Raw genomic sequence first — 18,059 nt, 5'->3', positions numbered from 1 at the left:
CCGGGGATTCCGGCTGTTTCCGGCCAGAGTCGTCCCCGGGAGCGACGCGCGTCAATTCCGTACCGCGTTCCGGGCGCCGGATGTGGGTACCACTCAGTGCATAGGAGTGCGTACAGCGGGTAGGGAAAGCCTCATCGTCTCTCGCTCGCGAAGCCGTCGTCAGGAGTAGACCGTGCTGCAACTGCCGCATCAGCCCTTGCAGGTCGCCGCCGTTCCGCCGCAGCGGAGTCCCGCTCGGGAGGATCAGGCCGGCCCCTGGCACTCGGAGGCGGTGTGCCGCCGGGACGAAGCCGGATTGTTCTTCGCCCCCTCCAAGGAGCCGACAGCCGCGAGGCTGGCGCGCGAGGAGGCCGCCAAGCGGGTCTGCGCCCGGTGTCCGGTAATGGTCGAATGCCGCGAGCATGCGCTGCTCCAGCCCGAGCCGTACGGGGTGTGGGGCGGGCTGACGGCGGCCGAGCGCCGGGTGGCGCTGGCGCGCCGCAGGCGGCGTGAGGTGGAGCTGAGGAAGGCGGCCTCGGCGGGCGAGCGGATCGCCGCCGCCGGCTGAGCCCGCGGAGGACCGGCGGCACAGGGAGGGGCGCCCCGCCGCACAACGGGGGTGCCCCTTCCCTGTGCCCGCGTCCCCCGGGCCCGGGGGCCCACTCGCTCCCGGGTCTCGCTCCGGGTCTCGCTCCGGATCTCGCTCCCGGATGTCGCTCCCGGATGTCGCTCGCGAGTCCGCTTCCGAGTCCCGCTTGTGGACCTGAGGTCGCGTGGTGCGCGGTGTGTGGTGTGTGGTGTGTGGCCGGTGGCTACTTGGCGCGGTCGAAGTCGATCGTGCTGTAGGCGCGCAGCTTCGACAGCCGGTGCGTCGAGTCGATCTGCCGGATCGTCCCCGACTTGGAGCGCATCACCAGGGACTGGGTGGTGGCGGTCTCCGAGCGGTAGCGCACCCCGCGCAGCAGCTCGCCGTCCGTGATGCCGGTCGCCACGAAGAACACGTTGTCGCCACCGACCAGGTCCTCGGTCGACAGGACGCGGTCCAGATCGTGTCCGGCGTCGATCGCGCGCTGGCGTTCCTTGTCGTCCTTGGGCCAGAGCTTGCCCTGGATGACACCCCCGAGGCACTTGATGGCGCACGCGGAGATGATGCCCTCGGGCGTGCCGCCGATGCCCATCAGCAGGTCGACGCCGGTGCCCTCGCGCGCGGCCATGATCGAACCGGCGACATCGCCGTCGGAGATGAACGTGATCCGGGCTCCCGTCTCCCGGATCTCCTTGACCATGCTCTCGTGACGGGGGCGGTCGAGCACGACGACGGTCACATCGTCGGGGGCGCAGTTCTTGGCCTTGGCGACCCGGCGGATATTGACCGAGACGGGCGCGTTGATGTCGACGTAGTCCGCGGCCTCGGGGCCGGTGACCAGCTTGTCCATGTAGAAGACGGCGGACGGGTCGAACATGGCGTGCCGGTCGGCGGCGGCCAGGACGGCGATCGCGTTGGGCATGCCCTTGGCGTTGAGGGTGGTGCCGTCGACGGGGTCCACGGCGATGTCGACCTCGGCGCCGGTGCCGTCCCCGACGCGTTCGCCGTTGAACAGCATCGGGGCCTCGTCCTTCTCGCCCTCGCCGATGACGACGACACCGTTCATCGACACGGTGGAGACGAGCGTGCGCATGGCGTTCACGGCGGCGCCGTCCGCGCCGTTCTTGTCGCCGCGCCCCACCCACCGGCCGGCCGCCATCGCGGCGGCCTCGGTGACCCGGACCAGCTCCAGGGCGAGGTTGCGGTCGGGTGCCTCGGGAGACACCTCAAGGGGAGAAGGCAGTTGATGCTCGGTCATCGAGCGCACCTTTCTGTACGGCGACGGCCGGAAAAGAGGGTGATACGACTGTATCCGCACCGCGCCAAAATGAGCAGAGGGGCCCACGGATGAGCGCGATGGGGTGATGCGACGATGAGTCCGTGGCAGGCAAGCGAGGTACGCAGACGGTGCGGGACATGTTCCTGTCGATGGCGGTCATCGGACTCGTCGTCGCCGGTATCTACATGTTCATTCCGCACGACGACAAGGCCGACCCGGTGAAGGCGGTCGACTACCGGGTCGAGCTGGCGACCGCCCGGCGCGCCGCGCCGTACCCGGTGGTGGCGCCGGCGGGCCTGGCCGACACCTGGAAACCGACATCCGTCTCGTACAAGAGGCAGAGCGCCGACGCCTGGCATCTGGGCTATCTGGCCCCGGACGGCCAGTACGTCGCGGTCGAGCAGTCCACCGCGCCCCCGGCGAAGTACGTGAGCGACGTCACCCAGCGGGCCGAGGACACCGGCCGGACGCAGCAGGTGGCGGGCGAGACCTGGCAGCGCTGGAAGGGGCCCAAGTACGACGCCCTGGTCCGCGCCGACGGGGACGCGACGACGGTGGTGACCGGCACGGCCTCGTACGAGCGGCTGGCGGAGATGGCCGCCGCGCTGGAGGCCGGGAAGTCCTGAGGCTGACGCGCCGACGCGCCGACGCGCCGACGCGAGCGTGGTGCTCCGCAGGGTGTGGCGCGCGGCGCGGCGTGGCGCGAACCCGGATCCGGACCAGGACACGGACACGGACACGGACATGGACATGGACGAGGCCGCCGTGCCCTCCCGAGCGGAGGGTGCGGCGGCCTCGTCGTGCGGTGGATCCCCGGCCGTGCGGCGCGGCGATGGCACGCGGTTCAGACGGTGGTGATGACCTCGTCGAAGGCGAGGCGCGGGGAGCGCGGGTAGAAGGCGCCGTCGCCCGGCTTGCCGATGTTCACGACGGCCAGCGGCGTGTGGTCGCCGTCCAGGAACTCCTTCTGGATGCCCGCCGGGTCGAAGCCGGTCATCGGGCCCGCGGCGAGACCGGCGGCGCGGATGCCGACGATGAAGTACCCGGCCTGCAGGGACGCGTTCAGCGTGGCGGCCGACTCGCGGGAGGTGCGCTCGCTGAAGAACGCGTCCTTCGCCTGCGGGAAGGCCGGGAAGAGGCGGGGCAGCTCCTCGTGGAACTCGTTGTCCGCGGCGAGGATCGCGACGAGCGGCGCGGTGGCGGTCTTGGCCTGGTTGCCCTCGGACATGTGCGCGACGAGGCGCTCGCGGGCCTCGGGCGAGCGGACCAGGACGACGCGCAGCGGTGACTGGTTGAAGGCGGTCGGGCCGAACTTGACCAGGTCGTAGATCGCCTGGACCTGCTCCTCGGTCACCGGCTCGTCCGAGAACGTGTTGGCGGTGTGGGCCTCACGGAAGAGGAGGTCCTGGGCTGCGGGGTCGAGTACGAGGGACATCGTGCGAAGTACCTTCCGAAGGCGTGGAGGATCGGTTGATCAGCTTCACCCTACAAGTAAGTATATGAAGCTTCAACAAAAACCGGAGGGGGTGATCGGCTTCACAGCGCCCCTCGCGCCCCTGCGCTCCCCGCGCCCTTCGTGCCTCTTCGCGCGCCGTGCGGGTCGGCCCCTACGCCTCCGGCGTCGCGTCCCCCTCCGCGCGCTCACCGGCCGCGTCCGCGCTGGTCAGCGAGGCGTCCAGCCGGGCGCGCGCGCCCTCCAGCCAGCGGCGGCACACCTTCGCCAGCTCCTCGCCCCGCTCCCACAGCGCGAGCGAGTCCTCCAGCGACGTTCCGCCCGCCTCCAGCCGACGGACGACCTCGATCAACTCGTCCCGCGCCTGCTCGTAACCGAGCGTCGCGGCTCCCTCTTCCGTACCAGCCACAGTCCGAACCATCCCTTTACCTCGACTACGCCGACTGTTTCGACTACGCCGACCGTTTCGACTCTTTCCGCCACTTCGGCCAGGCCCACCGCGCCTGCCGCGTCGACGCCTGTCCGGGTGGGCCCACGTCCACCCGGAGACAACGCACCGGCGTCCTCCGGGCGCGGTCGGCCCGGGACCGCCCACCGGAGGGCACCTCACCCGGTGACGCGCACCGTGAACTCGCCCTCCGCCACCCGGGCCCGCAGCTCGTCGGCCGCGCCGACCTCCTCCGGGGACCGTACGACCGCGCCGTCCGGCCGCTGGAGCACCGCGTACCCCCGCTCCAGCGTCGCCGCAGGGGACAGCGCGACCACCCGCGCGCGGGTGTGCGACAGCTCCGAGTCCGCCCGGTCCAGCTGATGCCGCAGCACCCGTCGGCTCCGGTCGGTCAGCGCGGACACCTCGGCCTCGCGCTCCTCCACCATCCGGTGCGGCCGCTCCATCACCGGCCGGGCCAGCGCGTGCGCGAGACCGCGCTCCTCCCGGTCCAGCAACCCCCGTACCGTCCGCAGCGCCCGGTCCCGCAGCGCCTGGACCCGGTCCAGCTCCTCACCGACATCCGGCACGATCCGCTTCGCCGCGTCGGTCGGCGTCGAGGCCCGGACATCCGCCACGAGATCCAGCAGCGGCGAGTCCGGCTCGTGCCCGATGGCCGACACCACCGGCGTCCGGCACGCGGCCACCGCCCGTACCAGCTCCTCGTCCGAGAACGGCAGCAGATCCTCCACACTGCCGCCGCCGCGCGCCACGATGATGACGTCGACCTCCGGCAGCGCGTCCAGCTCCGCCACCGCCCGCACGACCTGCGACACGGCGTTGACCCCCTGCACCGCCGTGTTGCGGACCTCGAACCGCACGGCAGGCCAGCGCCGGCGCGCGTTCTCCAGGACATCGCGCTCGGCCGCCGACGCGCGCCCGCAGACCAGCCCGATCAGCTGGGGCAGGAACGGCAGCGGCTTCTTGCGGTCGGCGGCGAACAGCCCCTCGGCCCCCAGCGACTTCTTCAGCCGCTCCAGCCGCACCAGCAGCTCCCCGATGCCGACCGGCCGTATCTCCGTGGCCCGCAGCGACAGCTGCCCGCGCGGCGCGTACCACTCGGGCTTCGCCCGCACCACGACCCGGGCGCCCTCGGAGACCACGTCGGCGATCGCGTCGAAGACCTGCCGGTAGCAGGTGACGCTCACCGAGATGTCGTGCGAAGGATCGCGCAGCGTCAGGAAGACGACCCCCGCGCCGGGCCTGCGCGAGAGCTGGGTGATCTGCCCCTCGACCCAGATACCGCCGAGCCGGTCGATCCACCCACCGATGAGCCGCGACACCTCGCCCACGGGCAGCGGGGCTTCTGCGGACGTTTGGAGAGCCATGGGAAGGAGCGTATCGGCCGCCTGTGACATCGCCCCCGAAAAGCGACCGCCGACGGCTGGGGGCTGCCGCGACCGCTACCGAGCGCTGGCGGCTGCCGCGACCGCTACCGACCGCTGGGGGCTGCCGCGACCACTACCGAGCGCTGTCGGCTGCCGCGACCACTACCGGCCGCCGAGCGCGCCACGCTTTCGCTGGATCAGGAGCACCACCAGCCCCACCGCCAGCCAGATCGCGCCCACCAGCTGCGCCGACCCCGCCGCCTCCACGATCACCGCGATCAGGATGCCCGCCCCGATCACGGGCAGCACCACATGGACGAGCCAGCGCGGCGGCCCCGCCGCGCGCCGCACCGCGAACCACCCCACCACCGACGCGTGCAGCAGCACGAACGCCGTCAGCGCCCCGATGTCCACCACCGAGACCAGCCGGTCGAGCCCGTCGTCCCGCCGCGCCGCCCACACCGCCGCCACCAGCGTCACCACCGCCGCGAGCAGCAGCGCCACGCGCGGCACGCCCGAGTCCGTGCGCGACAGCGCGCGCGGCAGCCGCCGCTCCCGGCCCATCGCGAACAGCAGCCGCCCGGCCGCCGCCTGCCCGGCCAGCGCCGCGAACGCCGCGCCGATCGCCTTGCTGACCGCCACCAGATCGTGCAGCCAGCCACCGACCGAGGTGTTCACCGCGTCGTAGAAGGCCGACCCCTGCTTCGCGGGGTCGGCCGCCAGCTCGGCCGAGGTCGACGGCTCCAGCAGCGCCACCAGATAGGTCTGCGCGATGAACAGCGCACCCGCCAGCACCAGACAGAACAGCACCGCCCGCGCCACCTGCCGCGACCCCCCGGTCACCTCCTCGGCGAACGAGGCGATCGCGTCGAAGCCCAGATACGACAGCACCGCCACCGAGACCGCGCCCAGCACCGCCGCCGTCGAGAACCCCGTATCGCCGGTGAACGGCGACGCCCAGCCGCGCGTCGCGCCGTCGCGCGCCAGGACGACGAGCGCCGACACCACGAACACCAGCAGCACCACGATCTCCATGGCGAGCACCGCGAACCCGACCCGGGCCGCCGCCCGTACCCCCCAGAGGTTGAGCAGCGTGGTGATCACGACGGCGAGGGCGGTCCACACCCACCGGTTGACGGACGGCACCAGCGCCTCCATCGCGATCCCGGAGAACAGGTAGGCGACCGCGGGGATCAGCAGATAGTCGAGCATCGCCATCCACCCGGCGATGAACCCTGGCCCCTCGCCGAGCCCCTTGCGGGCGTACGCGAAGACCGAACCTGCCTGCGGGGCGACCCGGACCATCTGGGCGTAGCTGAAGGCGGTGAAGGCCATCGCGACGGTCGCGACCACGTAGACGAGGGCCACCGCCCCGTGCGACTTGGCGTCCAGAGTGCCGTACACACCCACGGGGGCCATGGGCGCGATGAACAGCAGCCCGTAGACGACGAGGTCCCGGAAGCCCAGACTCCGCCGCAGCTCGCCCCTGCCGCCGCCGTGGCCGCTGCCCCTGCCGTCGCCGCTGTCCTCGCCCCCGCCGCCGTTCGGGCCGGAGCCGATGCCGGAGCCGTCCGCTCCGGCGCCGGTACCGGTGTCCGTGTGGGCCATCGCGTTCCTCCGTTGATCGCGTAGGCCCAGTCTCGGCAGGCGGGCGTGGTTCCGCCTCTTGTGGACGGCCTTACGGTCGGCTCCCGGCGCGGCCTTACGATGGGAGGCATGACTGCAACGTCCCGCCCGTCGCCCGCCGCCACCCCCAGTGGAGACGCCGCGCGCCGCGCCGGCAAACGCGTCCTCCTCGCCGCCCCCCGCGGTTACTGCGCGGGTGTGGACCGTGCCGTGATCGCCGTGGAGAAGGCCCTGGAGCAGTACGGGGCGCCCATCTACGTCCGCCACGAGATCGTCCACAACAAATACGTCGTCAAAACCCTGGAGAACAAGGGCGCCATCTTCGTGGACAGAACGGCGGAGGTCCCCGAGGGGTCGATCGTCATGTTCTCGGCCCACGGTGTCGCGCCGGTCGTCCACGAGGAGGCCGCCGAACGCAGGCTCGCCACCATCGACGCGACCTGCCCGCTGGTCACCAAGGTCCACAAGGAGGCCGTGCGCTTCGCCTCCGAGGACTACGACATCCTGCTGATCGGCCACGACGGCCACGAAGAGGTCATCGGCACCTCGGGCGAGGCCCCGGACCACATCACGCTGGTCGACGGCCCCGAGGACGTCGCCAACGTCGAGGTCCGCGACGAGTCGAAGGTCGTCTGGCTCTCCCAGACCACGCTCTCCGTCGACGAGACGATGGAGACGGTCGACGCCCTCAAGGAGAAGTTCCCGCAGCTGATCGCGCCGCCGAGCGACGACATCTGCTACGCCACGCAGAACCGCCAGATCGCCGTCAAGCAGATGGGCGCCGACGCCGATCTGGTCATCGTGGTCGGCTCCAAGAACTCCTCCAACTCGGTACGGCTGGTCGAGGTCGCCCTCGGCGCGGGCGCGAGCGCGTCCCACCTGGTCGACGCCGCGGACGAGATCGACGAGGCGTGGCTCGACGGGGTCTCCACCGTCGGCGTCACCTCGGGCGCGTCCGTCCCCGAGGTCCTGGTCGAAGGCGTCCTGGAGTGGCTCTCGCAGCGCGGCTTCGAGGACGTGGAGATCGTCAAGGCGGCCGAGGAGTCGATCACCTTCTCGCTCCCCAAGGAGCTGCGCCGCGACCTGCGCGCCGAGGCCGCCGCCCTCTCGGAGAAGTAGGCGGCGCGCAGTGCGGGGTGCGGGGAGGAGGCCGACCGACCGGCCCCTCCCCGCACCCCGCACCCGTACGGGCCCGCTACCCCGTCCGCCCGCACCGGGAGTCGCTGTCAGCGGCTGGCCGTAACGTTGTGCTCATGAACGTCTTCGGAGTGGACATCGGCGGTACGGGCATCAAGGGCGCGCCCGTGGACCTGGACCGCGGCGACCTGGTCGAGCCGCGCTACAAAGTACTCACCCCGCACCCGGCGACCCCCGAGGCGGTGGCCGACGGCGTGGTCGAGGTCGTCCGGCACTTCGGCTGGTCGGGCCCGGTCGGCATCACGTTCCCCGGGGTGGTCACCGGTTCCGTGATCCGTACCGCCGCCAATGTCGACAAGGCGTGGATCGGCACCGACGCGGGCCAGGTCCTGGGCGACCGGCTGAACCTCCGGGCGACGGTTCTCAACGACGCGGACGCGGCGGGCGTGGCCGAGATGGCGTTCGGCGCGGGCCGGGGCCGCAAGGGCGCCGTATTCCTGCTCACCTTCGGTACGGGCATCGGCAGCGCCCTCTTCATCGACGGCAAGCTGGTGCCCAACACCGAGCTGGGCCATCTGGAGCTGAACGGCCACGAGGCGGAGAAGCACGCCTCCACCAAGGCCAAGGAGGACGAGGAGCTGAGCTGGCACCACTGGGCGCACCGGGTGCAGAAGTACCTGGCCCATGTGGAGATGCTGTTCTCGCCCGAGCTGTTCATCATCGGCGGCGGCGTGAGCCGCAAGGCCGACAAGTTCCTTCCGCTGATCGAGGGGATCAGGGCCGAGATCGTCCCGGCCGAGCTGCAGAACAACGCGGGCATCGTGGGCGCGGCCATGGCGGCGGCGGGCCGCTGACGCGCCCCGCGCGGACGGCTGCCTCAGGCCCGCCGGGCGGTGCGTGAGGCGTCGGCCCCGGTCCTGGGGGCGCGCGGCGCGCGGGGGACGCGCCCGGTCGGCGGGGCCGGAGGACGGACGGCGGCGCCCCGGCCCGGAGGACCGCCGCGGGCGGCCGCGTCCCGGGCGAGCTGCCGTCGGCCCATCTGGCGCACCTTGCGTACGGAGGCGATGACACCGGCGACGAGCGTCCCGCCGTACAGCCAGCCGGCGTGCATCGCCAGCGTGGTGACCAGCCCCATGAGCTGCCCGCCGAACCCGTCGGTGCCCCCGGCGATCGGCAGCGCGCCGACCGCGAAGGCGATGGGCACGGCGATCGGCGCCGTGACCAGGTCGGCCGTACGGACCCAGAGCGCCGTCACCGCGCTGACCGGCAGGAACAGCAGCCCGTAGACGAGCGGCGCGCCGTCGAACAGCAGCTGGTCGAGGAAGGCGAAGAAGAGCATGGTGGCGGTCGCGAACAGCCCCGCGCCGAGCCCGGTGAACCGGGGATTGGGCAGGCCGCGCAGCCGCCGTACCACCGGTGCGACCTGCCGCCGCCGTGCGGGCGGCACCTGGGGCACCCCGGCGGCCCCGGCGACGGCGCTGCGCGCCGCGGGAGGGCGCTGCTGCCGGTGACGGCGCGCGGGCTGAGACGTCCTTGGCTGCTCCACCCGACCAACGTAGGTGGCCGAGGGGCCCGAATCAGGTGCGGGACACGCCCTTTGGTGGACCTTCCCGTCCAGTTCGAGGCGTACGGGCGCAGGCGGGGGCCGGGGGCGGGGGTCCGGAGCCCGTCGTGGAGCGTGACGGCGCGCCCGTAAACTGGGGAACCGGTCCGAGGGCCTGTCCGCAATGTCCCGCCCCCGGCCCCTCCGGCCCCGCACTCCAGCAGCCCTTACTCCAGGAAGTCGCCAACGTGTCGCTCACGATCGGAATCGTCGGCCTGCCGAATGTCGGCAAGTCGACCCTGTTCAACGCCCTGACCAAGAACGACGTGCTGGCGGCCAACTACCCGTTCGCCACCATCGAGCCCAACGTCGGCGTCGTCGGCGTCCCCGACCCCCGGCTGAACACGCTCGCGGGGATCTTCGGCTCCCAGAAGATCCTCCCGGCCACGGTCGACTTCGTCGACATCGCGGGCATCGTGCGCGGCGCCTCCGAGGGGGAGGGGCTGGGCAACAAGTTCCTGGCGAACATCCGCGAGTCGGACGCCATCTGCCAGGTCATCCGGGCCTTCAAGGACGAGAACGTCGTGCACGTCGACGGCAAGGTCTCGCCCAAGGACGACATCGAGACGATCAACACCGAGCTGATCCTCGCCGACCTCCAGACCATCGAGAAGGTCCTGCCGCGCCTCCAGCGCGAGTCGCGCATCAAGAAGGACGTGGTGGCGCAGGTCAAGGCCATCGAGGAGGCGCAGGCCATCCTGGAGACCGGCGAGACGCTCTTCTCGGCCGGCATCGTCCAGGGCACGGAGAAGTCCGAGCCGCTGCGCGAACTGCACCTGCTCACGACCAAGCCGTTCCTCTACGTCTTCAACGTGGACGAGGACGAGCTGACGGACGACGCCTTCAAGGACGAACAGCGCGCCCTGGTCGCCCCCGCCGAAGCGATCTTCCTCAACGCCAAGCTGGAGTCCGACCTCGCCGAACTGGACGACGAGGAGGCCCTGGAACTCCTCCAGTCCGTGGGCCAGGAAGAACCCGGCCTGGCCACCCTCGCCCACGTCGGCTTCCGCACGCTCGGCCTCCAGACATACCTCACGGCCGGCCCCAAGGAATCCCGCGCCTGGACGATCAAAAAGGGCGCCACGGCCCCCGAGGCGGCCGGTGTCATCCACACCGACTTCCAGAAGGGCTTCATCAAGGCCGAGGTCATCTCCTTCGCCGACCTGGTCGAGACGGGCTCGGTGGCCGACGCCCGCTCGGCGGGCAAGGCGCGCATGGAGGGCAAGGAGTACGTGATGCAGGACGGCGACGTGGTGGAGTTCCGCTTCAGTTTGTGAACTCCACCACGTCGCTGACGTGGTGGAGTTCAGTTCGAAAGTACAAGTGCCTGATGGGGCCGGGACGAGTTCGTCCCGGCCCCATCAGGTGTCCCCGCGGTCCTTGACGAGGGCCTTGAATGCGAGGGTGAAGATTTCCCTCCCCCTGCCTCAGTCGTCCCATTCATTTAAGGCACCACTGCCCTCCCTGTGGCTGCTGCCTTCAGAGTGGCCACGGAGCCACCGCAGTCGGCAGTGACGCCGTGTTGGCGGGGGTGGAACCTCTCGTCTTCCTCAAGGATCCCGCGTTCAAGGGGCCGCTCTGCTTGGCTCTGGGGTATGTCTCTTCTCGCGTCTGCTCCCTGGGAGCAGGTCAGGCCGGTGGTGACCAGTACGGCGTTCTGGGCCGCCGTCGGTGTCTTCGTCGCGGCCGTCGCCATCCGCTTCAACTACCGCTCCAGCCACCCCCGGCGGCGGCTGACCTACAGCTTCTCGGTGCTGCCGCTGTTCGCACGCCAGGCCGACGGCGAGGGCGCGGGCTCTCTGGTGGAGGTGTCGTTCGTGGGGGTGCCGGTCAAGGATCCGCGGCTGGTCGCGCTGACGCTGGTCAACACCGGGTCCAAGGACATTGCAAGCGCGCACTTCGACGGCAACGTAGCCATGCGCCTGGAGCTCGGCACCAGGGCGCTGTGCCTGTTCGCGACGGAGGCCCACCCGGCGACTTCCCGGCCTCCCACGGCCAGAATTTCCACCGGCCGCTCCCAGGCTGGCCACCAGGCGGTGCTCGTCGCCCCCGGTCGCCTGGGCAAGGGTGCATCGGTCACCTACACGGTCCTCGTCGAGGGACAACCGAAGCTGTCCTTCCGCCACAACCTGATCGACGTTGAGGTCAAGGAGGGCTCCTACCTGCGCGAAATCAACCAGGCCATCGAGAGGGGCGAGAATCTGGACTGCTCGTGAACACTCGGGTCAGCCCAGGGGGCCCGTAGCTTCGGAAGTACCGGGCCGAGTCCTACTTGCCAACTCGCCTGACACAGGATCACCTTGGCTGACCTGTGTGAAGTGCTTCGAGCCTAGATAACCGCCGAGGCATGCCCTTGGGCGCGGATCAGGTGGTGTGGGTGACGGCCTGCGGTCACGGGGCAGTGACGGGAGCCGTGGGCTGCGGGACTGTGGGGAGGCTGTCCAACACATTCTGGAGCAGTGCGTTGATGTATGTGCGCGGCGGCAGGTCGTCCATGCTGAGGCGGGAGGGTCTGGTGCTCATGGGGCGGTGCAGGGCGTCATCGGCGCTGGTGCGGAAATCGGTGAGCTTCCTGATGTACGCCTTGTCAGTCTTGCCGAACGCCACGTTGGCTACCACCTGCTCGAACGTGCGCCGCCCGAAGGCGGGCGGAACATGGTCAAGGATGGCGCGCAACAGCATCTGGCAGGCGTAGGGATGCCGATCGGCGTGGTTGGTGTTGAGCTCGCCCACCAGGGCGAGCAGCTTGTCGAGCTGCAAAACGGTGTTCTTGGCCTTCAGATCGGCGATCAGAGCTTCGTCCACATAGGGGCCCGGGCCCGGTACGGCGTTCGACACCGGGACCGGCACGATGGGGGCAGCGCCCGGGATTTCGTTCGCCTGAGCGGCGACCAGACGGGCTGTTGTCTGGACGTAGTCGTGAAGGGTCTTGGCGTCCTTGTACCGGCGGATTTCCCGGCGCAGCTCACGCCACCAGGTGCCTGCCGCTGCCGTGCCGCCGCTGGAGCCGCCCCATGTCGCCGGTTCCAGCGCCAGGACGTCCGGAAGCCTGGCCGCGAAGCTCTCAGGGAGCCCCGGGAGCTCCTGTTTGATGTCGTCGATGGTGAACCGCGGCCTGGCAGCTTCCTGCGTCGAAATGTGCGCGCTGCGCTGCATACCGATCAGCACGTGGAGGACTCGCAGGAAGGGCTCGCTCATGTACGGCTGGAGTTCGGGGAGGTGCAGGCAGGCCGCGATCGTGAGTGAGGGGCGGTCGTCGTCGGCGAAGTAAGGGCTGCTTTGCGAGGTGAGGCCGTAGGAGATGCCGATGTTGCCCTGGGAGCCGATGCGGGGCAGGGAGCGGATCAGCTTCTCCGCCTCCAGGTCGTAATTGTCCAAGGTGGCGACGGTGAAGGACCAGACGGGCCACACACCCTCCATGAGGTACTGCTGCGCCATGGTGTTCAGGAGCACCGTCTGCTCCTGGGACAGCTTGGCAGTCAGGTCGTTCAAGGGGTCCGTCCCTTCTCGTGGCGCAGGTCGCGCCTATGCATCAAGGCAACACGGAGACAGGGCGCGTTGTACAGCGCCTTCGGAGGACGAGCGGGCTTGCCCTGGGTGGAGATGATCGCCCTGTCGCCGTCGCGGCTGCTTGGAGGAGCCTTGACTGTCAGAGGCGGGCACTAGCCTCGAGGAATGGGTCGGGCACCGGTGCCAGGAGCTCGACTGTATGCGGAGTTGGATTCCTTTTCTGGTGAGCTGGAGGTCGCATGACCCGCGACAAGCGACGGGTGCAGACGGCGGTGATCGGCGGCCCCGACTCGGAGTTGCCGGTGGTTCTGCCGCTGGACGCCGTTGAACTCGATGCGTTCCGTCGTCGGCACCCTGAGGACACCTATTGGTGCGGGGTGTGGCTGGGCGGGTGCGGCCAGCGGCTCACTGCCCGCCGGTGTACCGAATGCGTCTGCCACTTCGCGCACCTGTCCCACGCCGACAACTGCCGACGATCAGCGCTCGGAGTGTCCAGCGCTGACCATCTCTACATCAAGCAGGACCTGCTGCGCTGGCTGGCTGACCAGAACAACGATGCCACCGCCGAGATTGAGGCGGCCGCGGACGGGAATATGGCCGGAGCGGTGCGCTTCACTCCCCAGCGAGGTGCGGGACTACGCGTGCTCCTCTCCGCGGACAGTGCCCAGATCGCCGACCGCAGCCCCTCCCACATCCTGCTCGCCGAGGACCTGGCCGCCACCGTGGAGGCCGTGCTGGCCCGACACGGATACGTCAACCTTGTCCGGTGCGTTCCTGACGGCCCCCGCCGGCGTACCCAGATCGGCACGAAGACGCGCAGCGGCCAGACCTGGCATGAGCTGAACGAATGCGCCCTGACTCCCGAGGGCACGTCGACCCCGTCCGTGGAAGCGGTACGCCGCCAGCGCACCGCTTCCCATCTTCTTGGCCGGCGCACCCCTGCCACACCCCCGCCGACCACCCCCGCAGTGGTTGGCGGGGCGGTCAACGACCCCCAGGGCTACGACCGCACGGAAGTCATCCAAGCCCTGGAAGATGCCCTCGCCGACGGGCGTAACGTGACAAAGCTCCGCTTGTGTCTCGAACGCGCGGAGACGGCCACTCGCTCGGGCGCGAACTTGCGGGAGAACGGGCTCATCCGGGCCGCAGGTGACGCACTGCTGCGCATGGAGCGCGGCGTCGGCGTTCGTCCCAGCCCCGTCTCCCAGCGGTCGGCCACCAAGACGCGGGCGGCCCGTTCCTCATCCCCCGGCCGGGCCCTCCCCCCGGGGCGCTTCACCTCGCCCATGCCACGGCGCGTGGAGCCCACCGCTGCGGACCAGGAGGCGAGAAGGGCCGCAGCAGACAGGGCGGCGAAGGAGACCACCGCACGGGCCACGATCCTGGAACAGGAGCGGGCGGCGAAGATCAGGGACGGCGTTGCCGCCGTACGCGGGGCTCTGCGGAAGAAGGCTCGCGAAGGAACCACGAGCTCGTGGGGGAAGCTGCGCGACCAGATCGGGCCCGTTCCCCTCGCCAGTCTGAAAGCCGAGGACCAGGCCAACGTCCTGTACGAGGTCGACCGGAACACTCCGTCAAACGAGCCCCTGCTGTCGACTCTGCTCGCCCTCGGAGATCCTGCCCTCATACCAGCATTCCGGCGCGCGGCTTCTCGCTTCGGGATTGATCTGCCCGAGGATCCGCACGATCTCCGCGACGTTCTCGAAGCCGATGCGCAGGCTCTGTATGAGCTCTGGCGCCATCGGTAGGAGCCTGGGCCAGCTAATTGCTGCCCAGGTAGTACTAGGGAGGGCGGATAGCTCTGTTGGCTCGACGCCTGCGTGGGGAGAACGGGCCGAATCCCGCCTGGGCATTGTCAATCCGGGCTTGGACGCTGCTATGCGCAGATACATTGCCCAGTCAAGAAGATACGGATGACGGGGCTGTTGAGGCCCGGAAGGACGATGGTCTAGGTATGAGCGACGAGACTAAAGCCGGTTTGCGGCAAATGCCGGATGGAGCATGGCAGTTGTGGGTGCCAAAGGGTTCGGCAGGCGCGTTGATTAAGGAACTCGAAGCCACAGCTCCCGGCGTGCTGCCATCCTCTGCTGATCGCACAGCTGTTCTTGCTTCACTCGGTTACCGTCCAGCTGACTCCGCATCTTGCGCCTCGGGCTGGGCGTGGCAGGAGATCGAAACTCGCGGTGGTGTCCTGCAGCTCGTTGGCCAAGCTGCTGTGGTTGCGCTGGAAGGAGCAGAGACTCCAAAGAGTCCGTCTCGGCTTGCCGTGGCACACCGGAAGGAGCCGCTGACGTCGGAAGAGCTGCACGACCTGCTCGGCCCGGTGGCGGCCGGATGGCCGGCACTGGGACTGACAGTGTGGCGCGGCGGCATCCTCCGGTACATGGCCGATCAACAGGTGAAGGTATTCCATGGCCGTGAACTGATCGGCTTCACCGAGCAGTCCCCTACCGTTCCTGATCAGCGTATTTACAATGCCGTGGTACATATCGACCACGAGGGCCTGCCGTATGGCGGCAGCTTTCCACCTGGCGTCATTCCCGTTGACCCCGTGAGGGCTCAAGCCGAGAAGAAAGCTCGCCTCAACTCCTGATTTCCTGCGAGTGACCGAACGGCACCACACGGCCGGTCACTGGTCAAGGCGCTCCCTCGCCCCCCTGGTGTGCTCGGGAGCCGTGACTGAACGCTTCGCTTGGCCAGTTGGGTGCCAGCTGACCAGGCCCATGGTCACAGCCGCTCCCCGGGTGCCCACCGCGGGGAGAGAGCGTTTCGATCTGGCATTCTTCATGCGCGGGCGCTGCGACTCTTGCACGCTCGAAATCTCTGCGAGGAGTGAGTCTGATGGCGAAGCGGGGCACCGACCACTGGAGTGAAACCTACTGTGATCGACGCTTCCACCCTCCACACCTGACGGGCCTGCCCTACTGGTTCTACTGCCGACTTGAACCGGGCCACGACGGAGACTGCGACTGCGAAGCGGCCCACGAAGAGATGAGCACGACGGACTGAAGTCCATAAGATCGTGTCCTATGTGGTGAGGCGGACATTGAGGTCGTCATGGGGCGGGGTACGTGGAGTTGGATTGTTCCGGAAGGGCTGTGGGAGATCGCGAAGCCGCTGATCCCGCCCTCTCGGGTGCGGCCGCAGGGCGGAGGGGCGCAGGACACACCCGACGAGACCCTGTTCGCCGCGATCATCTATGTCTTGGTCAGAGGCTGCGCCTGGCGGGCCTTGCCGCCCTGTTTCGGCATATCGAAGTCCACGGCCCATCGCCGGTTCCTGATCTGGTCGCGCGCCGGGGTGTGGGGCCTACCACCAGCGCCGAGGCGATGGTCTACTGATCGATGGCGATGCTCATGACCCGCCGCCTGGCCCGGACAGGCCCGCGGCGAGCGTGAACCGGCCCGGCTGCCGCTCGGCCAGCCAGCCGCGCACCACCAGGCGCTTCGCCTTCGACCGCAGTGCCTCCACCTCGCCGGCACCGCATCCATCCCGAACAAGACGGCCATCTCCTGGCGGGTCAGCGGCCCTTGATGGAGACGATGGCGGTCCGCGAGTGCCTGCCCGATGCGCTGGCAGTCCACCGACAGCACCGACCAGCCCAGTCCCTCACGCCACAAGGGCACCTGCGACTTCGGCTTCGCGGCCGTCGTCACCGACGGTGTCTCCTCAGTCCACTCAGTCTGGTCGTGATCTTCGGGCTCGTTGACCGGGTCCAGCACCTCGCCGACCCGGGACCGGGCGATGACCCACTCTTTCCAATCCCACTCGGCCACGGCCAGTTCGGCCTGGACGCGGTCGGCTTCCTCCCGCAGTTCGTCCACCCGACGGCGGGCAGCGAGCTCGAGCTGTTCCAGCAATCCCACGACCGACGGCATCCACGGCCTCCCCAGGAGCGATGACAGGACAGGTCACCACTCCCACGGGTTCGTCGACCCTATGCCTGACCAGCTACAACGCCGCCCTCAGGTTCGGTACGACAACAGCCGCTTACGGTGGCGCTGTTCAGGATTCGTCTTGAACCTGCTCCCTGGCTGTGAAGCTTCTCGTCACTCCCCAAAACTGTGCGCTCGTCGAGCAGCTGGGCGGGGGAGGCGCGGCTGCGGGTCTGCGGGCAGTGGGAGACGGAAGCGGTGGTTACGCGGCCCCTGACTTGTGCCGCCAGACGGCATGCTCCAACCCGCCTCTGTCGTGCCCGAGCATTGCGGCGGCTTCCTCGTACACTGTGCGCAGCTGTTCGTAGCGGAGATCCGGAACGCCAGCATCTGCAGCGAAGGAGCGCAGATGTACGTCGATCGCGACCTGTGAACGGCCGATAAGGTTGCCGATGTAGTCGACGCTCTTCGGCCCTACCCCCTTCACAGTGCGTAGAGCGGCGCGATTGGCCTGCTGGTCGAGCCAAGTGTGGAGATCGTCGCGGGTATCGACCCCATTTGCAGCTAGGAGGTCGGTGATGGCATGGGCCGTCGCGACCTTCTGGGCGTGGTTGAACTTCATGGCGATGGCAAGGTTTTCTGCGGCGAGCTGGCCCTGGAACCCGCGGACTGTCCTCGCGTCCGGCCAGCTCGTTTGCAGTTGGAGAAGCCGCGGCCGAAGGGTCGCTTCGTAGTTACACCTGGGCTGGAAGCTGACATCGCAGATGACAGCACCCATGTGGGTCCATCCGCCGGGATGGAGAAACGGACCACCGCCCAGGAGGTGCTGAACGTGGTCGACGAGCCGCTGGGCAAGGCTGGGTACGGTCATAGACCAATGATGTTGTACTGGTCTGAAGAACCGGACGGAATGCGCGAAGCCCTCGAAGGATGGGCGCGGCAAGTGGTGCCGCTGGTGGAGGAATTACGCGAGCGAAGTCGCCCTACCGGCGCTGCCCGGTGACGAAACCTGTGCACTCAGCAGGGCTTCGGATATTTGCTGCGCGCGCCTGGTTCCCCGCCACGGCAACCATGATCAACCAATATGCCGCCGACGCGCCAGCGCCCGGGCAACTCCACCTATCATCGCACCTCGGTGACCTACGCCGGTGTCTCGGTCGCCCAAATCTCCCGCGAAGTCGGCACCACCGCGCGCG

General features: G+C 69.3%; 16 protein-coding genes and 2 pseudogenes. 9 read left to right on the top strand and 9 right to left on the bottom strand.

Annotated features, from left to right (window positions below; all coding sequences use genetic code 11):
- Positions 1–172: 172 nt before the first annotated feature.
- Positions 173–547 (top strand): WhiB family transcriptional regulator, encoded by a 375-nt coding sequence (locus DVH02_RS00140; protein WP_114621584.1) that lies wholly within the window; start codon positions 173–175, stop codon positions 545–547.
- 244 nt (positions 548–791) lie between these two features.
- On the opposite strand, the gene glpX is transcribed toward DVH02_RS00140, so the two are convergent.
- Entirely contained in the window at positions 792–1,823 is a 1,032-nt protein-coding gene (gene glpX, locus DVH02_RS00135; protein ID WP_114621583.1) for a class II fructose-bisphosphatase, read from the bottom strand.
- Positions 1,824–1,945: 122 nt separating this feature from the next.
- Here glpX and DVH02_RS00130 point away from each other — a divergent pair, with 122 nt between their 5' ends.
- The gene (locus DVH02_RS00130) at positions 1,946–2,470 is read left to right on the top strand and encodes a DUF4245 domain-containing protein (RefSeq protein ID WP_114621582.1); all 525 of its coding nucleotides are present in this window, start codon (positions 1,946–1,948) and stop codon (positions 2,468–2,470) included.
- Between the two features lie 218 nt (positions 2,471–2,688).
- On the opposite strand, the gene DVH02_RS00125 is transcribed toward DVH02_RS00130, so the two are convergent.
- From DVH02_RS00125 to DVH02_RS00110, 4 genes are all read right to left on the bottom strand, one after another.
- Positions 2,689–3,279 (bottom strand): malonic semialdehyde reductase, encoded by a 591-nt coding sequence (locus tag DVH02_RS00125; protein ID WP_114621581.1) that lies wholly within the window; start codon positions 3,277–3,279, stop codon positions 2,689–2,691.
- 172 nt (positions 3,280–3,451) lie between these two features.
- Positions 3,452–3,718: an exodeoxyribonuclease VII small subunit gene (locus tag DVH02_RS00120; RefSeq protein ID WP_114621580.1), complete on the bottom strand. Its 267-nt coding sequence runs from the start codon at positions 3,716–3,718 to the stop codon at positions 3,452–3,454.
- A 185-nt stretch (positions 3,719–3,903) separates the two neighbouring features.
- On the bottom strand, positions 3,904–5,112 hold the full coding sequence (gene xseA / locus DVH02_RS00115) for an exodeoxyribonuclease VII large subunit (RefSeq protein ID WP_114621579.1): 1,209 nt from the start codon (positions 5,110–5,112) through the stop codon (positions 3,904–3,906).
- A gap of 162 nt (positions 5,113–5,274) precedes the next feature.
- Positions 5,275–6,720 (bottom strand): APC family permease, encoded by a 1,446-nt coding sequence (locus DVH02_RS00110; protein ID WP_114621578.1) that lies wholly within the window; start codon positions 6,718–6,720, stop codon positions 5,275–5,277.
- A gap of 108 nt (positions 6,721–6,828) precedes the next feature.
- Between DVH02_RS00110 and DVH02_RS00105 the strand changes: the two genes are divergently transcribed.
- Positions 6,829–7,857 (top strand): 4-hydroxy-3-methylbut-2-enyl diphosphate reductase, encoded by a 1,029-nt coding sequence (locus tag DVH02_RS00105; protein WP_114621616.1) that lies wholly within the window; start codon positions 6,829–6,831, stop codon positions 7,855–7,857.
- Positions 7,858–7,991: 134 nt separating this feature from the next.
- Positions 7,992–8,729: a polyphosphate--glucose phosphotransferase gene (ppgK, locus tag DVH02_RS00100; protein WP_114621577.1), complete on the top strand. Its 738-nt coding sequence runs from the start codon at positions 7,992–7,994 to the stop codon at positions 8,727–8,729.
- A gap of 23 nt (positions 8,730–8,752) precedes the next feature.
- Here ppgK and DVH02_RS00095 read toward each other — a convergent pair whose 3' ends face one another.
- A complete protein-coding gene (locus DVH02_RS00095; RefSeq protein WP_407697570.1) occupies positions 8,753–9,421 on the bottom strand; it encodes a DUF6542 domain-containing protein in 669 nt (222 codons plus the stop codon).
- 245 nt (positions 9,422–9,666) lie between these two features.
- On the opposite strand from DVH02_RS00095, the gene ychF reads away from it, so the two are divergent.
- Both ychF and DVH02_RS00085 read left to right on the top strand, forming a co-directional pair.
- Positions 9,667–10,755, top strand: a complete 1,089-nt coding sequence (gene ychF / locus DVH02_RS00090; RefSeq protein WP_114621575.1) for a redox-regulated ATPase YchF — start codon at positions 9,667–9,669, stop codon at positions 10,753–10,755.
- Between the two features lie 318 nt (positions 10,756–11,073).
- A complete protein-coding gene (locus DVH02_RS00085) occupies positions 11,074–11,694 on the top strand; it encodes a hypothetical protein (RefSeq protein ID WP_147285976.1) in 621 nt (206 codons plus the stop codon).
- A gap of 175 nt (positions 11,695–11,869) precedes the next feature.
- Here DVH02_RS00085 and DVH02_RS00080 read toward each other — a convergent pair whose 3' ends face one another.
- Positions 11,870–12,970: a hypothetical protein gene (locus DVH02_RS00080; protein WP_114621573.1), complete on the bottom strand. Its 1,101-nt coding sequence runs from the start codon at positions 12,968–12,970 to the stop codon at positions 11,870–11,872.
- 257 nt (positions 12,971–13,227) lie between these two features.
- On the opposite strand from DVH02_RS00080, the gene DVH02_RS00075 reads away from it, so the two are divergent.
- From DVH02_RS00075 to DVH02_RS00065, 3 genes and pseudogenes are all read left to right on the top strand, one after another.
- Positions 13,228–14,736 carry a competence protein CoiA family protein gene (locus DVH02_RS00075; RefSeq protein ID WP_114621572.1) on the top strand — a complete coding sequence of 503 codons (1,509 nt, stop codon included), beginning with the start codon at positions 13,228–13,230 and terminating at the stop codon, positions 14,734–14,736.
- Between the two features lie 206 nt (positions 14,737–14,942).
- Positions 14,943–15,581: a DUF6303 family protein gene (locus tag DVH02_RS34665; RefSeq protein ID WP_147285975.1), complete on the top strand. Its 639-nt coding sequence runs from the start codon at positions 14,943–14,945 to the stop codon at positions 15,579–15,581.
- Positions 15,582–16,045: 464 nt separating this feature from the next.
- A pseudogene (locus tag DVH02_RS00065) lies at positions 16,046–16,297 on the top strand (transposase); the annotation flags it as partial.
- A 45-nt stretch (positions 16,298–16,342) separates the two neighbouring features.
- Here the strand turns inward: DVH02_RS00065 and DVH02_RS00055 are convergent.
- Together DVH02_RS00055 and DVH02_RS00050 are read right to left on the bottom strand one after the other, a co-directional pair.
- Positions 16,343–16,866: pseudogene (locus tag DVH02_RS00055) on the bottom strand (hypothetical protein).
- 259 nt (positions 16,867–17,125) lie between these two features.
- Positions 17,126–17,734, bottom strand: a complete 609-nt coding sequence (locus tag DVH02_RS00050; protein WP_199566109.1) for a DNA glycosylase family protein — start codon at positions 17,732–17,734, stop codon at positions 17,126–17,128.
- Positions 17,735–18,059: the final 325 nt, after the last annotated feature.

This window comes from Streptomyces corynorhini (genome assembly GCF_003346515.1).
GTDB lineage: Bacteria > Actinomycetota > Actinomycetes > Streptomycetales > Streptomycetaceae > Streptomyces > Streptomyces corynorhini.
The sequence above is the reverse complement of the archived record's forward strand: the minus strand, read 5'-3'. Positions and strand labels throughout refer to the sequence as shown.

Coding starts and splice junctions, on each gene's coding strand:
- xseA (WP_114621579.1), bottom strand. CDS start 5,112: ATGGCTCTCCAAACGTCCGCAGAAGCCCCGCTGCCCGTGGGCGAGGTG.
- DVH02_RS00105 (WP_114621616.1), top strand. CDS start 6,829: ATGACTGCAACGTCCCGCCCGTCGCCCGCCGCCACCCCCAGTGGAGAC.
- ppgK (WP_114621577.1), top strand. CDS start 7,992: ATGAACGTCTTCGGAGTGGACATCGGCGGTACGGGCATCAAGGGCGCG.
- DVH02_RS00050 (WP_199566109.1), bottom strand. CDS start 17,734: ATGACCGTACCCAGCCTTGCCCAGCGGCTCGTCGACCACGTTCAGCAC.
- DVH02_RS00075 (WP_114621572.1), top strand. CDS start 13,228: ATGACCCGCGACAAGCGACGGGTGCAGACGGCGGTGATCGGCGGCCCC.
- DVH02_RS00120 (WP_114621580.1), bottom strand. CDS start 3,718: ATGGTTCGGACTGTGGCTGGTACGGAAGAGGGAGCCGCGACGCTCGGT.
- DVH02_RS00085 (WP_147285976.1), top strand. CDS start 11,074: ATGTCTCTTCTCGCGTCTGCTCCCTGGGAGCAGGTCAGGCCGGTGGTG.
- DVH02_RS34665 (WP_147285975.1), top strand. CDS start 14,943: ATGAGCGACGAGACTAAAGCCGGTTTGCGGCAAATGCCGGATGGAGCA.
- DVH02_RS00125 (WP_114621581.1), bottom strand. CDS start 3,279: ATGTCCCTCGTACTCGACCCCGCAGCCCAGGACCTCCTCTTCCGTGAG.
- glpX (WP_114621583.1), bottom strand. CDS start 1,823: ATGACCGAGCATCAACTGCCTTCTCCCCTTGAGGTGTCTCCCGAGGCA.
- DVH02_RS00110 (WP_114621578.1), bottom strand. CDS start 6,720: ATGGCCCACACGGACACCGGTACCGGCGCCGGAGCGGACGGCTCCGGC.